Annotated in this window: 14 protein-coding genes; 4 read left to right on the plus strand and 10 right to left on the minus strand. The window is 65.0% G+C overall.

Annotated elements, in window-relative coordinates; all coding sequences use genetic code 11:
* Window positions 1-1837 (plus strand): RelA/SpoT family protein (locus tag AC1DSN_RS09970; protein ID WP_477330536.1); only part of this gene is annotated, 1837 nt, incomplete at its 5' end.
* A gap of 172 nt (window positions 1838-2009) precedes the next feature.
* Here AC1DSN_RS09970 and AC1DSN_RS09975 read toward each other — a convergent pair.
* Both AC1DSN_RS09975 and proC read right to left on the minus strand, forming a co-directional pair.
* Complete coding sequence (locus AC1DSN_RS09975) at window positions 2010-2588, minus strand: YggT family protein (protein WP_477293958.1); 579 nt, start codon at window positions 2586-2588, stop codon at window positions 2010-2012.
* Window positions 2585-3409 (minus strand): pyrroline-5-carboxylate reductase, encoded by an 825-nt coding sequence (proC, locus tag AC1DSN_RS09980; RefSeq protein ID WP_477330538.1) that lies wholly within the window; start codon window positions 3407-3409, stop codon window positions 2585-2587. The genes AC1DSN_RS09975 and proC overlap by 4 nt, the downstream gene beginning before the upstream one ends.
* Before the next feature lie 116 nt (window positions 3410-3525).
* Between proC and AC1DSN_RS09985 the strand changes: the two genes are divergently transcribed.
* Window positions 3526-4563: a type IV pilus twitching motility protein PilT gene (locus AC1DSN_RS09985; protein WP_477330540.1), complete on the plus strand. Its 1038-nt coding sequence runs from the start codon at window positions 3526-3528 to the stop codon at window positions 4561-4563.
* Window positions 4564-4695: 132 nt separating this feature from the next.
* Window positions 4696-5865, plus strand: coding sequence for a PilT/PilU family type 4a pilus ATPase (locus AC1DSN_RS09990; RefSeq protein ID WP_477330542.1), 1170 nt, complete (start codon window positions 4696-4698; stop codon window positions 5863-5865).
* Window positions 5866-5954: 89 nt separating this feature from the next.
* Here AC1DSN_RS09990 and AC1DSN_RS09995 read toward each other — a convergent pair whose 3' ends face one another.
* The 6 genes from AC1DSN_RS09995 to AC1DSN_RS10020 form a co-directional block, all read right to left on the minus strand.
* A complete protein-coding gene (locus tag AC1DSN_RS09995; protein WP_477330544.1) occupies window positions 5955-6332 on the minus strand; it encodes a hypothetical protein in 378 nt (125 codons plus the stop codon).
* Between the two features lie 248 nt (window positions 6333-6580).
* Window positions 6581-6949, minus strand: coding sequence for a BON domain-containing protein (locus AC1DSN_RS10000; protein WP_477298573.1), 369 nt, complete (start codon window positions 6947-6949; stop codon window positions 6581-6583).
* A gap of 1038 nt (window positions 6950-7987) precedes the next feature.
* On the minus strand, window positions 7988-9736 hold the full coding sequence (locus tag AC1DSN_RS10005; RefSeq protein WP_477330546.1) for a hypothetical protein: 1749 nt from the start codon (window positions 9734-9736) through the stop codon (window positions 7988-7990).
* A 68-nt stretch (window positions 9737-9804) separates the two neighbouring features.
* Window positions 9805-10731 carry an aspartate carbamoyltransferase catalytic subunit gene (locus tag AC1DSN_RS10010; protein WP_063573352.1) on the minus strand — a complete coding sequence of 309 codons (927 nt, stop codon included), beginning with the start codon at window positions 10729-10731 and terminating at the stop codon, window positions 9805-9807.
* A 37-nt stretch (window positions 10732-10768) separates the two neighbouring features.
* Entirely contained in the window at window positions 10769-11188 is a 420-nt protein-coding gene (ruvX, locus tag AC1DSN_RS10015; RefSeq protein ID WP_477330548.1) for a Holliday junction resolvase RuvX, read from the minus strand.
* Between the two features lie 12 nt (window positions 11189-11200).
* Window positions 11201-11767 (minus strand): YqgE/AlgH family protein, encoded by a 567-nt coding sequence (locus tag AC1DSN_RS10020; protein ID WP_477330550.1) that lies wholly within the window; start codon window positions 11765-11767, stop codon window positions 11201-11203.
* Between the two features lie 92 nt (window positions 11768-11859).
* Between AC1DSN_RS10020 and AC1DSN_RS10025 the strand changes: the two genes are divergently transcribed.
* Complete coding sequence (locus AC1DSN_RS10025) at window positions 11860-12183, plus strand: hypothetical protein (protein WP_477330552.1); 324 nt, start codon at window positions 11860-11862, stop codon at window positions 12181-12183.
* A gap of 153 nt (window positions 12184-12336) precedes the next feature.
* On the opposite strand, the gene AC1DSN_RS10030 is transcribed toward AC1DSN_RS10025, so the two are convergent.
* Together AC1DSN_RS10030 and AC1DSN_RS10035 are read right to left on the minus strand one after the other, a co-directional pair.
* On the minus strand, window positions 12337-13197 hold the full coding sequence (locus AC1DSN_RS10030) for an energy transducer TonB (protein ID WP_213948752.1): 861 nt from the start codon (window positions 13195-13197) through the stop codon (window positions 12337-12339).
* A partial coding sequence (locus AC1DSN_RS10035; protein ID WP_477330554.1) for an ATP-grasp domain-containing protein occupies window positions 13194-13307 on the minus strand: 114 nt, incomplete at its 5' end. The genes AC1DSN_RS10030 and AC1DSN_RS10035, both read right to left, overlap by 4 nt.

Raw genomic sequence — 13307 nt, forward strand, 5'->3', positions numbered from 1 at the left:
GGTCTGGGCACTCCATGCCCAGCGCGGTCCGGTCGGCGGCGCCGAAGGACTGCGTCGCCTGCTGCTGGCGATCATCCGTGACCTCCGCGTGGTCTTCGTGCTGCTTGCCCGCCAGCTGGCGGCCATGCGCACGGCCATGGCCCTGCCGGACCACGAACGTCGTGAGCTCGCTCAGCTCACTTCCGACATCCATGCGCCCCTGGCCAACCGGCTCGGCATCTGGCAGCTCAAGTGGGAGCTGGAAGACCTCGCGTTCCGCTACCTCGAACCGGATACCTACCGGCGCATCGCGCGGCTGCTCGACGAGCGCCGTGCGGATCGCGAAAGCTTCATCGCCTCGAGCCTGGCGACATTGCGCAGCACTCTGGAAGGCGCGGGTGTGCACGCGGAACTGGCCGGTCGCCCGAAGCACATCTTCTCTATCTGGAAAAAGATGAAGAAGAAGGGTCTGGAGTTCTCCGACCTCTACGACATCCGCGCGGTGCGCATCCTTGTCGACAGCGTGGCCGACTGCTATGCCGCGCTCGGTCTCGTGCACAGCCTGTGGCCGCACCTGCCSGGCGAGTTCGACGAYTAYRTCGCRCGSCCSAAGGGCAAYGRCTAYCGCTCGCTGCAYACTGCGGTCATGGGCCCGTCGGGCAAGACGCTSGARGTGCAGATCCGCACGCACGARATGCACCGCGCCAACGAACTTGGCGTGGCCGCGCACTGGCGCTACAAGGAGGGCGGCGGCGCGGATGCGGAGTTCGAGGCGAAGATCGCCTGGATGCGCAAGCTGCTCGAACCGCGTGGCGAGGACGACGCGGCCGAGCTGGCGGCCGGTTTTGAAACCGAGCTGATGGAAGACCGCGTCTACGTGCTCTCGCCCAAGGGCGAAGTGATCGACATGCCGCGTGGTGCCACCGTGCTCGACTTCGCGTATCACATCCACACCGAGGTCGGGCATCGCTGCCGTGGCGCGAAGGTCAACGGCCGTATCGTGCCGCTGACCACACAGCCGCGCAGTGGCGACACCATCGAAATCCTCACCACCAAGAGCTCCGAGCCGAGCCGCGACTGGCTCTCCTCGCACCACGGTTACCTCAACACCTCGCGTGCGAAGGAGAAGGTGCGAGCCTGGTTCCGCCGAACCGCACACGACGCCAACATCATCGCTGGCAAGGCGGCGCTCGAGAAGGAACTGCGCAAGCTGGCACTCGACGATGTCGACCTGGCCAAGCTCGCCACGCACTTCCGTCTCAAGGGCGTCGAAGAGCTTTTCGTCACGGTTGCACTGGGCGAAGTGTCCCTGGGCCAGATTGCGCGCTCGCTGCAGGAGCCGGTCGAGCACGAGATCACCCAGTCGGGGAATCCCGTGGCATCGCGCGCCGCACAGCACGATCGCGGCGCGCTTTCCATCGAGGGCGTCGGCAACCTGCTGACCACGCTGGCACGCTGCTGCCAGCCGCTGCCCGGCGACCCGGTGCGCGGGTTCATCACCCGTGGGCGGGGCGTTTCCGTGCATCGATCCGATTGCGCCAGCCTGTCCCGCCTTGCGCGCAGGAACCCCGAGCGCGTCATCGACGTGAGCTGGGGCAGGGTGGAAGTGCAGAACTACGAGGTCGACATCGAGCTTCGCGGTTACGACCGCAAGGGCCTGCAGAAGGACGTCGCAACCACGATCAGCAACACCGGTCCGCACATCGTCGCTTCATCGAGCCGGGTGCATGTGAAGACCGGCGAAGTGGAGATGCGCTTCACGCTGCGAGTGAAGGATTACGAGCAGCTGTCGATGGTGCTGGGGCGGCTTGGGGCGTTGCCGAACGTCACCGACGCCCGGCGCCTCGGCGGCCGGTAACCGCTTCGGCTCCCTGTAGGAGCCGATTCATCGGCGATCCCGCGGCAGCGGGCCGGAATGAGGCAAGCGCCCCATCGCCGCTGAAGCGGCTCCCACAAGGAGCGGCTCCCACACGAAGCGGCTCCCGCAAGCAGCGGCCCCCACAAGGAGCGGACCTCCGAAGGATACGGCCTTACAGGCCGCCCATCATCAAGGCGATGCCCCAATCCTTGATCGGCGCCGCGACCAGCATGCGCGCCAGGATCAGCCCGAGGATGACCACGGTCGGCGAGAAATCCAGGCCACCGAGGGTCATGCGGCCACGTAGCGGCCGCACCAGCGGATCGGCGAGGCTCGTGACCAGACGCGCCACGGGATGGTAGCGGTCGGTCGAGAGCATGCTCATCAGCGACCAGGCGAAGACCAGCACGACCCAGGTCAGCAGGAAGAAGTCGAGGGTCTCGCCGAGGCTCACGATAGCCAGTCCGACCACGTTGGGCATGACGCCGTTGATGGCCATGACCAGCAGCCACTTCACGCACTCGAGCAGGAACACCGCCAGCAGGGCGCCGGTGTTCACGCGCCGCACGCTCGGCAGCACCTTGCGCACGGGGCGCAGGATCGGGTTGGTAAAGCGGTAGAGGAACTGGCATATCGGGTTGTTGAAGTCAGCGCGGAACGCTTCGGCCAGCAGGCGCAGCACGAAGAGGGTGACGAGGGCCCCAAAGATGAAATCCAGGATCAGGGAGCCCGCGTTGGTCAGGTAGTTCACGTGTTCGATTCCATGTCTTCGGAAAGTTCAAAGCTGCGGCGGCGTGCCGCGTCGACGGYGCGCGCCACGATGGCAGGGAAGCCGTCGGCGCGAAAGCTGTCCAGCGCCGCCTGGGTGGTGCCGTTCGGTGAGGTGACCCGCTGGCGCAGCGTAGCGGCACTTTCACCGCTCTCGATCAGCATGCGGCCGGCACCGAGTGCCGTTTGGGCGGCAAGGGCGCGTGCGGTCTCCCGGGAGAGACCTTGAGAAAATGCCGCGTTTTCGAGCGCTTCGACCATCAGGAAGAAGTAGGCCGGGCCGCTGCCGGAAAGGGCGGTGACCGTATCGAGCTGGTCTTCCTCCGGCACCCACACCGTCAGGCCGGCGGCGTCGAGTACGTGCTGGGCCTCGGCGCGTTGCGGCGCGCTGACCCGGCCGTTGGCGAACAGGGCGGTGGCGCCGGCACCGATCATCGCCGGGGTGTTCGGCATGCAGCGGACCACGGGCAGGGAGCCGTCCAGCCAGCGTTCGATCTGGGCGATGCGGATACCCGCGGCGATCGAGATGATCACCGGCCGGTACTTCTGCACCACCGGCCGCAGGGCCCGGCAGACATCGGCCATCATCTGCGGTTTCACCGCCAGGACGAGGATCGAGGCGCCTTCGGCGGCATCGAGGTTGTTGGTGTAGGTGGCCACGCCGTACTCGCGTGAGAGCTCCTGCAGGGCCTCGGCACGCGGCTCGGCCACGGCGATGCCGCCCGGCTGGGCGCCGTGGCGGATCATGCCGGCGATCAGCGCCGTGGCCATGTTGCCGCCGCCGATGAAGGCGATCCGATTCATGGGGGTGTCCGCTCCATACGCGACGTCTTTCACAGTCATCGAAGCATATATGGTGCCGCGCCTTGCCGCCGACCCCCGGGCGTGTTTACCTATGCCCACAAAGATAGGGGACCCAAATGGATATCGCCGAACTCCTTGCCTTCTCCGTGAAGAACAAGGCCTCCGACCTGCACCTTTCCGCGGGGCTCCCGCCAATGATCCGCGTCGACGGCGACGTGCGCCGGATCAATATCCCGGCCCTGGAGCACAAGCAGGTCCATTCGCTGATCTACGACATCATGTCGGACAAGCAGCGGCGTGACTTCGAAGAGTTCCTCGAGACCGACTTCTCCTTCGAGATCCCCGGCCTGGCCCGTTTCCGTGTGAACGCCTTCAACCACAACCGTGGCGCGGGTGGCGTGTTCCGCACCATTCCCTCGGAAGTGCTCTCCCTGGAAGACCTCGGTGCGCCGAAGATCTTCCGCGAGCTGATCGAGCASCCTCAGGGCCTGATCCTGGTCACCGGGCCGACCGGTTCGGGCAAGTCGACCACCCTCGCGGCCATGGTCGACCACATCAACAAGACCGAATACGGCCATCTCCTCACCGTCGAGGACCCGATCGAATTCGTCCACACCTCGCAGAAGTGCCTGGTGAACCAGCGTGAAGTCCACCGCGATACCCATGGCTTCAACGAAGCCCTGCGTTCCGCACTCCGCGAAGATCCCGACTACATCCTGGTCGGCGAGCTTCGCGACCTGGAAACCATCCGCCTGGCCCTGACCGCCGCGGAAACCGGGCATCTGGTGTTCGGCACGCTGCATACCTCGTCGGCCGCCAAGACCATCGACCGCATCATCGACGTGTTCCCTGCCGGCGAAAAGCCGATGGTCCGCTCGATGCTGTCCGAGTCGCTGCGCGCGGTCATCTCGCAGTCCCTGCTGAAGAAGGTCGGCGGTGGCCGCATCGCCGCCCACGAGATCATGACCGGCATCCCGGCGATCCGAAACCTCATTCGCGAAGACAAGGTCGCCCAGATGTACTCGGCGATCCAGACCGGACAGCAGTACGGCATGCAGACGCTGGACCAGAACCTCCTGGACCTGGTCAAGCGCGGCCTGATCACGCGTCAGGAAGGGCTGATGTACGCCAAGAACAAGGAAAGCTTCCGTTAAACGGGCGCGGCGACCGGTCCTGCCGCGTGGCAGGCCGGCCGCAACCGTGAAGGGCGTCGCTGCAGGGCTCATCGCGGCGGTATATGATCGCCCCAGGGGCGCCGGCCCGGTCCGGCCATGGGGATACACGCGATGAGCGACTTCGATTTCACCTCTTTCCTGAAGCTGATGGTGCATAAGCAGGCATCCGACCTGTTCATCACCGCCGGTGTCGCGCCGTCCATGAAGGTGCAGGGGCGCATCGTTCCCATCACGCAAAGCCCCTTGTCCGCGCAGCAATCGCGCGACATGGTGCTCAATGTGATGACTCCCGCCCAGCGCGAGGAGTTTGAAAAGACCCACGAGTGCCAGTTCGCTATCAGTGCCTCGGGCGTCGGCCGCTTCCGTGTCTCGTGTTTCTACCAGCGCAACTGCGTCGGCATGGTGCTGCGCCGGATCGAGTCGAAGATCCCGACCCCGGAAGAGCTCAACCTTCCGCCGGTGATCAAGCAGCTGGCGATGACCAAGCGAGGCATCATCATCTTCGTCGGCGGTACCGGTACGGGTAAATCCACGTCGCTGGCCTCGATGATYGGCTACCGTAACCAGAATTCCACGGGTCACATCATCACGATCGAAGACCCGATCGAATACGTGCACAAGCACGAAGGCTGCATCGTCACCCAGCGCGAACTCGGCATCGATACCGACAGCTGGGAGAACGCGCTGAAGAACACCCTGCGCCAGGCGCCGGACGTGATCATGATCGGCGAAGTGCGTACACGCGAGACCATGGAACACGCGATCAACTTCTCGGAAACCGGCCATCTGTGCCTGTGCCTGTGCACGCTGCATGCGAACAACGCCAACCAGGCGCTCGACCGCATCCTGCACTTCTTCCCGGAAGACCGCCGCAGCGCGCTGTTCATGGATCTTTCGCTCAACCTCAAGGGCATCGTGGCCCAGCAGCTCATCCCGACGCCGGACGGTAAGGCCCGTCGTGTCGCCGTGGAAGTGCTCCTCGGCACGCCGCTCGCCCAGGACTACATTCGCCAGGGTGAAGTGCATAAGCTCAAGGAGCTCATGCGCGATTCCAACCAGTTGGGCATGCGCACGTTCGACCAGAGCCTCGTGGAGCTCTACCACGCTGGCGAGATCTCGTACGAAGACGCCCTGCGTCACGCCGACAGTTCGAATGAAGTGCGGCTGCGGATCAAACTCGCCCAGGGTGGCGATGCCCATACGCTCTCGCAGGGTCTGGAAGGCGTCGAGATCGACCAGGTCAGCGACAAGCAGACCTTCGGCGGCATGTTGTCGCGTTGAACGCGAGAAGGGGAAGCTGATGAGGCCGTTATCGATGGCCTGCATCAGCCCCCTGCCAGTCACGCCCTAGCGAGGGACTGGCGCGATTCTCACATACCGGTCGCGTCGTATTTGACGGCGAATGATGGCGTGTTGTCGGATTGCACACTGACGCAATAGCGCACTGCACCGACCACATCTGCCGGCCGCGCGATGTAGAACGAGCCCCAGATATCAAAGAAAGACCATGTCTGAGGGCTGTAGCCGGTACGGTCCTGGCACGAGGTGGAGGAGGCCGCGCCGGCTTTCACGACGATATGGCCGCCGKGATTCGTAAAGCCGGGGCGCACGCGCGCGCCCGACGGGTCTGTGGAGACGCCGCTTCCCGTAGATCGGTCGCCGGGCTTGATCGCGGGATTGCTGGCCATCGCGGTGGCGCTGATGAGTGCGCTAACAACGGCCAAAGAAAGGAGGGAGGCTTTCTGCATGATGTCTGTCCTTGTACAAGATCGCGCGACGTCCGCGCCCGGCTATTACACGTGAGCGTGCGCGCAGCCGATGTCGCCCCAAGGCCCGCCTCGGCGTCAGCGCGATCTCGCTCTATCCCTAGGCTTTCCCCGACATCGACGCCGCCATCGGGTGCAAGGCGGGCTTATGCAAGCCATCTCCCGCGATCGCCAAACGAAAAGAGGGCGCCTCGCGGCGCCCTCTTTTTCACGACCCTGGAAGGCCGCTCTTAGTTAGCAGCAGCACCGACCGTCAGACCGCTGGCGTCCACGCTCTTCACGCCCTTCACAGCCTTGGCAATCTTCTCAGCGTTGCTCTTTTCCTTCGCTGTCGTGACCGTACCGGTCAGCGCGACGACGCCTTCGGTCGTGGTAACCGAGATGTCACTGCCCTTGACGGCCTTCTTCGTGGCGAATTCCGACTTCACCTTGGTGGTGATCCAGGCATCGTCGGTCTTGCCGGCGACCGTCTGGTTATCGGCCTTGGAAGCGGCCGGAGCCATGGAGTCCTGAGCATTCACCTGGGCGAACGGCACCGTACCGAGACCGGCGACGAGGGCAGCAGCGAACAGGGCCTTGCGGAGGTTGGCATGGTTCATGGTGAACTCCTTTTTACGAATCTGTTTATGGGACTGGGGAACGGCGCCACGGGCTGTGGCTGCCTGTCCGGGACCTATGGGAACAGCGCGTCCGTGAACGATTTGTGCCCACGCAACAGCTTCGTTCAGCTTTTGCCGAAGACGCACAGAAGGCGCCCAGCCGTCTCCCACACAAGCCGAAAAAAGGTTCATCGTGGATTGCCGCGACCCGGGCGCTTGGCTTTCAGGCCGGGCATTCTTTCGCACCTCGCGCATGGCTCGCCTTCGGCTTCGCGGGCTCGGCTTCGCCGTCGCTTCGTACACTTGGGCGTCTCGCGGGGAGACCTTGGTGCCCACCCTCGCKGCTCAGACAGTCCTCCGCGTTCGRAWMGGAAGGCCGCTGACGCGGCCCATGTATCTATCTGGCCTACGGCCGCTCCACTTGTGCGGAACTCGCCTCGAGGGTGGACACCAAGGTCTCTCACGACGATACGGTCGGCTGGACGGAGAGCCGTTGGGCGTGGGTGTTGCCACCGAAGCGGGCCGTTACGGCGGTCGTGCAGATACGTCATTCCCGGCGCGGCGAGCGTTTTCCTCGCCGCTGCGCTACCTAGCGCGGACGATCTCGACGCGCTGGGGTCGACCGTTTGGCGATGGCGATGGCGACGAGCCAGCAACCGAAGCGCGCTGCTTTGTCGGCTCGACCCACACGAACCTCAGGGATGGGAAGAGTCTTCGGTGCCCACCCTCGAGGCGAGTTCCGCACAAGTGGAGCGGCCGTAGGCCATATCAGAACATGGGCCGCGCAGCGGCCTTTCCGCTACGAAACGCGGAGGACTGTCTGAGCAGCGAGGGTGGGCACCGAAGGCTCTGCGCCGCGAACTCCACGCCCGCAGCGCCCGCAGCGCCCGCAGCGCCCGCAGCGCCCGCCGCGGCATGAGCGGCTAGCCAGCCACTCGCAGAGCCCGCGAGGCGACGTCTTCGGCGTGCCCGGGTAATCCACGAGAAACCAAAAAAAAGCGCCCCGTAGGGCGCTTTCGTGACACTTGTTGCTAAGACTTACTTGTATTCGACGGCGCCCGAAATGACGAGGCCCTTTTCTTCCATGTGGGCTTCCCCGGCAACCTGGACGACACGGGTGGCTTGCGCCTTCATCGAGTCGAACTGCGCCTTGGAGCGCTGTGCGGCTGCGGTGTCTTCGGCCTGGCTATCCGGAGCGCCATCGGCACCGGCAGCGGTGGTCATCGCGTTGGCGTAGGTCTGTGCCTTCTCCGCCATCACGTCGACCCAGGCCCGATACATGTCGCCGTTGAGGTGCATGCGGCTGAGCCGGCCGGCATCGCCGGTGCTGGCCATCAGCACTTCGTCGAGCTTGGCGTCCTCGCCCGGGCCCACGCCGATGGCGATAGCCTGGCCATTCATCGCGGCCCACCCCGGCATGCCGAGCATGCCGACGATGTTCGCGGGCAGCGGTGCGGGCTTGCCGTCGCCGGCCAGCTTGAAGTCGCCGCCGAGCACGGCCTGACCCATCGCGAGCAGCCCCGGGGCATTGCGGGTGGCAAGCACGACGCGGCCCGTGATCTGCGGCATCTGCGCAGCGGATGCCGCCGGCTTGAACGAGTCGATGACGATGCGCACGCCGCGGATGTCGCCAAACGGCGGAATGGCCGCCTGCTGCATCGTCGACCCGAGCTTGGTGAAACTGTCATTCATATTGGCGAAGGCCGGGCATTCAAACGGCTTCGCGGCGACCGCTTCGGACTGGGCGGTCATGAAGGTACGGATCTGTTCGACAGGCAGCGCGAGGCTGACGTCGAACGGTGCCGTCGCGTCCTGACCCAGTCCCGGCAGCTCTACCTTCAGGCCCGAGAAGGCCTTGGTGATGTCGTCGGCAAGTGCCACGTCGACGCGCTGTTCCTGGTGGTGAAGGTCGAGCTTGGTGTAGCCGAAGCTGATCGACGGCACGCGGGCGGCAATGCGCGACGCTTCTGTCTGGCAGCTTGCCGGAAGCACGGGGGCAGGCTCGCCGGTCTTGGCCGACTGCTGCTTGATGAAGGCAGCGAAGAGCGGATCCTTGCCTGCCGCGATCAGGGGCAGGAGACGGGTGAGGTCCAGCTGACCGACGGCGTAGTCCTTGTAGCCCTTGTCCTTGGCGAGGTCGGCGAGGCGACCGTCTTCCTGGAGGCTCTTTTCCGGACGGTCGGCGCCCAGCGCCTGACGGATCATCGGCTGCGCGGCATCGGCCGGCAGCAGCGAGACCACCGCCTGCTTGCCCACCGTGGCGATGACCAACTGGATACCGGTGTCGGAGATGGCCACATGACGGTAGGTCTGGCCGCCGGCATCGGCGGTTTCCAGCTTCTTACCGTAGGCCGTCTCGAGGCGGCCGACGAAGCCTTCCCAGGCAGCGGGGTCGGCGAGCGAGACACGCGCCACCGGGCTGAGGCCCAGGCCATAGATGGCCGAGCCGGTCTTGATGTCGAGGCCGAGGTTCTTCAGCGCCGCTTCGGCGGTCTTGCCGTCGAACTCGGCGGCCACTGCCTTCATGAGGTGGGAGCCATCGACGTTGCCCTTGGCTTCCATGTCCTGGGCCAGCGCCTTCATCTGGGCGACCTGGCTGGGCAGCTCGGTGTTGACCTGGTTGAGCATGGCCTCATAGGCGTCGTCGTCCAGCTTGTCGAGGCTGGCGGCTACGTACGGTGTGTCGGCCGGCACGAAGGCCAGCGGGGCGTCCTTGTCCTTGTGGCCGCAGGCCGCCAGCAGCACGCTGGCGACGCCGAGCGCGATGAGTCGCTTCGTCGGTCGCATTTCGTATCCCATTGTTTGAGTTGTCCCTTGGTCCGGCCATTATGCCGGAAGCCGGGCCCGGCGCGGGATCAGCGTCCCATGACCTCAGCCAGGACGGCCATGCGCACGAACACCCCATTGCCCACCTGCTCGAGGATGCGCGACTGGGCGCCATCGGCGACCTCGGTGGCGATCTCGATGCCGCGGTTTATCGGGCCAGGATGCATCACCAGGCAGCCCTTGGCGGCACGGGCGAGCCGTTTCGTGTCGAGGCCGAAGCGCTCGAAGTAGGCGGCTTCGTCGGGCAGGTCCGTGGAGGCCATGCGTTCTTTCTGAAGTCGCAGCATGATCACGGCGTGGGCGCCTTCGATCGCCTCGTCGAAATCCTCGTGGAGAGTCACGCCTTCCAGTTCGCCTTCAGCCGGCAGCAGTGAGGACGGACCGACGAGTCGGACATCCTTCGCACCCAGCGCCGTGAAAGCGTGCACATCGGAGCGGGCGACGCGCGAGTGCCGCACGTCGCCGCAGATCACGATGCGCAGCTTGCGAAAATCCGGGTGATGGTTGCGGATGGTCAGTGCGTCGAGCAGGCCCTGGGTGGGGTGCGCGCGATTGCCGTCGCCGGCGTTGACCACGGCCACGCCGCTCATCGCGTGCTTGACCAGCGAGTCCGGCGTGCCCGACTCCTTATGCCTCACGATGATCGTGTCCAGGTGCATCGCTTCGAGGGTATGCAGCGTGTCGAACAGCTCCTCGCCCTTCGCGGTCGACGAGAAGCCGATGTCGAAGTTGATCACGTCGGCACCGAGCCGGCGTGCAGCCAGCTCGAACGACGTGCGCGTGCGCGTGGAGGGTTCGAAGAACAGGTTGAGCACCGTGCGGCCGCCGAGCAGGTCGAGCTTGCGTGTGCCATGTGCGGTCGCTTCACGCATGCTGTTGGCGCGATCGAGCAGGCGCTCGATGGTTTCGCGCGGCAGGTTCTCGAGGGTGGTCAGGTGGCGCAGGCGTTGTGACATGACGTCGACGTCCTCAAGGGGTGGATTGAAACGGTTCTTAGAACTGGGCGAGATGCGTTTCGAGGATGACGGCGGCGGCTTCGGCATCGATCGACTTCACGTCCGACTTCTTGCGTGTACCGGCCGCACGCGCGGCGGCGAAACGGCGTGCCGCTTCCTGCGAACTCATGCGTTCGTCGGCGAAGGCGACTGGCAGACCGTAGCGTTCGCCCAGGCGTTCGGCGAAGCGACGCGCGGTGCGTGTCATCGGTTGTTCCTTGCCGTCGTTGTCGAGTGGCAGCCCGACCACGAGCTCCGTCGGCAGCCATTCGCGGCGCAGCGTATCGAGGGTCTGCCAGTCCGGCTGGCCATCGCGGACCGGGACGGCGGCAAGCGCGCGTGCCGTGCCGGTAAGCCGATTACCGACGGCCACGCCGACGATCTTCGTCCCGACGTCGAATCCGAACAGACAGCTCATCGCGCCCCGAACTCAGGCGTGGCCGGCATAGCCGGCGATCTGGGAGGGGTCGGTCACACCCAGCTTGCGCGTGGCGGCGGTCCAGCGTTCGTCGAGCGGTGTATCGAAGATGATGCGTTCGTCGGCGCGGGTGGTCAGCCAGGCGTTGTCCATGACTTCCTGCTCGAGCTGACCGGCTTCCCAGCCGGCATAGCCGAGCGTGACGACGGCACGGCGCGGACCTTCGCCCTTGGCCATGGCGACGAGGATGTCGCGCGAGGTCGTGACCGACCAGTCTTCGTTGACGCGGTAGCTGGAGTCCCAGCGTCCCGGCTCACGATGGAGTACGAAACCGCGCTCCTGCTGCACGGGACCGCCAATGAGCACCGGGTAGTCCGCGATCTCCGGATCTTCGCAGTCGAGTTTCATCTGCGCGAGCACGTCGCCGAGACGGTATTCGGAGATCTGATTGATCAGTAGGCCGACCGCGCCGTCCTCGCCATGCTGGCAAAGAAAGGCGACGCCTCTCGCGAACGGAGGTTCGGCCAGGGAGGGCATCGCAATAAGAAATTGCCYCGCGAAGGTGTTGGCGATCGTCATGGCCTCATTGTAGCCACTACGACCATGACTCGTGCGCGAATATTCAGCGCCATTCGGCTAGGTTGGGGCCCTACACGAAAGGAGTCTGTTTCATGGGAAAGACGATGTTTACAAAGGTATTTGTCCTGCTCGCAGGAGGCTCGGTCGCGTTTGGCGCACTGGCGTCGTCGCCGTCAGCCTGGAAGGACTATGACCAGCGGCTGACGAAGGCCTGCGTCGCCGCGAGTGGTCTGAAGGATGTCAAGCCTGTCGGCGGCCCGATTCAGTACGACGACCGCGTACCGGTCACGGCGCTGGTCCTGGCCGGGCGTTATCCGCAGAAGCACATGAATAACCGGCCCGGGCGCGAGTTGTGTGTTTGGGACCGGAAGGCGGAGAAGGCTTATGTCAGCGAGGCGGATCAGCTGTTGAAATAGGAAATGTGGGAGCCGCTTCAGCGGCGAAAAGCCAACCGAGCGGGATAGCCGGAAGACTCATCCGAGGCTTGGCTGGCCCCCTGCTGCGGGATCGCCGATGAATCGGCTCCTACAACGGCCGGCATGACCTGTACCCTCGTCAGGCTGCGGCGGTTAGTAATTGCGCAGCACGTTGCCCGGCAAAAACTGCCACGTACGCGTGATGTACAGCTCGTCCACGCGAGTCTTGTCCGGCGGGAGGGCGGGGAAGGGGGCGGCGAGGCGCACGATGCGCTGGGCCGCCTCGTCGAGCAGTTTGTGCCCCGAGCTCTTGATCACGTCCATGCTCTTGATCGTGCCGTCCCGATTGAGGCCCACCGTGAGCACCAGCTCACCGTAGACGCCCTGGCGGCGCGCTTCGTCGGGATAATTCAGGTTGCCCACCCGCTCCACGCGACCGACCCAGCCTTTCATATAGGCCGCGTAGACGTACTCGCGCGTATTGGACGAAATGAATTTCTTCTTCGGGCGCTTCGCGTAGGCCTGCGATTGCTCGCGTACCTCAGCCGAGAGCTTGGCCATTTCCAGCTTTCGCTGCACGTCTTCGTCGGATATCGGGACCGGGCGTTCCTTCTGCTCGGCCTGCTCCTTCGTGGAGTCGACGGTGAAACCCGTCTCGCCCGACGTGGTGAGCAACTGGGCGGGCGTGCGTTCGGTTGGCGCTGGCGCCTGGGCGTCCTTGGGCTCCGCGGTCATGCCCTGGTTGGGGGTCGGCAGGGGACCGGAGACCGGCTCAGACGGCCGGGCCGCTTTGTCCTGGTCGCCGCCGCCGGCATTGCTCGCCTGGGCCAGGAAGTCGGCTTTGTCCGGCTGTTCCTGGTTGGCGACGTCCACGAGGGTGACATCGAGCGTAGGAACGCTCGGTTTGGGCTTCTCCGCGTCGAAGGTGATGCCAAGGATGACGACACCGTGCAGCAGCAGCGAAAACAGCAGGGTCGCGCCGAACAGGTCGGCGCCGGTGGTGCGGGTCGTCATCGGGCCTCGATTGCGTCGAACATCAGCCCCGCGATGTTAATGCCGAACTGGGCATCCAGTTCGCGGATGCATGTCGGAGATGTGACGTTGATCTCGGTCAGGTAGTCGCC

The sequence above is a fragment of the Luteibacter sp. P4_D7_3 genome, assembly GCF_056401735.1.

Coding starts and splice junctions, on each gene's coding strand:
- AC1DSN_RS10000 (WP_477298573.1), bottom strand. CDS start 6,949: ATGAACCATGCCAACCTCCGCAAGGCCCTGTTCGCTGCTGCCCTCGTC.
- AC1DSN_RS10005 (WP_477330546.1), bottom strand. CDS start 9,736: ATGCGACCGACGAAGCGACTCATCGCGCTCGGCGTCGCCAGCGTGCTG.
- AC1DSN_RS10010 (WP_063573352.1), bottom strand. CDS start 10,731: ATGTCACAACGCCTGCGCCACCTGACCACCCTCGAGAACCTGCCGCGC.
- ruvX (WP_477330548.1), bottom strand. CDS start 11,188: ATGAGCTGTCTGTTCGGATTCGACGTCGGGACGAAGATCGTCGGCGTG.
- AC1DSN_RS10025 (WP_477330552.1), top strand. CDS start 11,860: ATGGGAAAGACGATGTTTACAAAGGTATTTGTCCTGCTCGCAGGAGGC.
- AC1DSN_RS10030 (WP_213948752.1), bottom strand. CDS start 13,197: ATGACGACCCGCACCACCGGCGCCGACCTGTTCGGCGCGACCCTGCTG.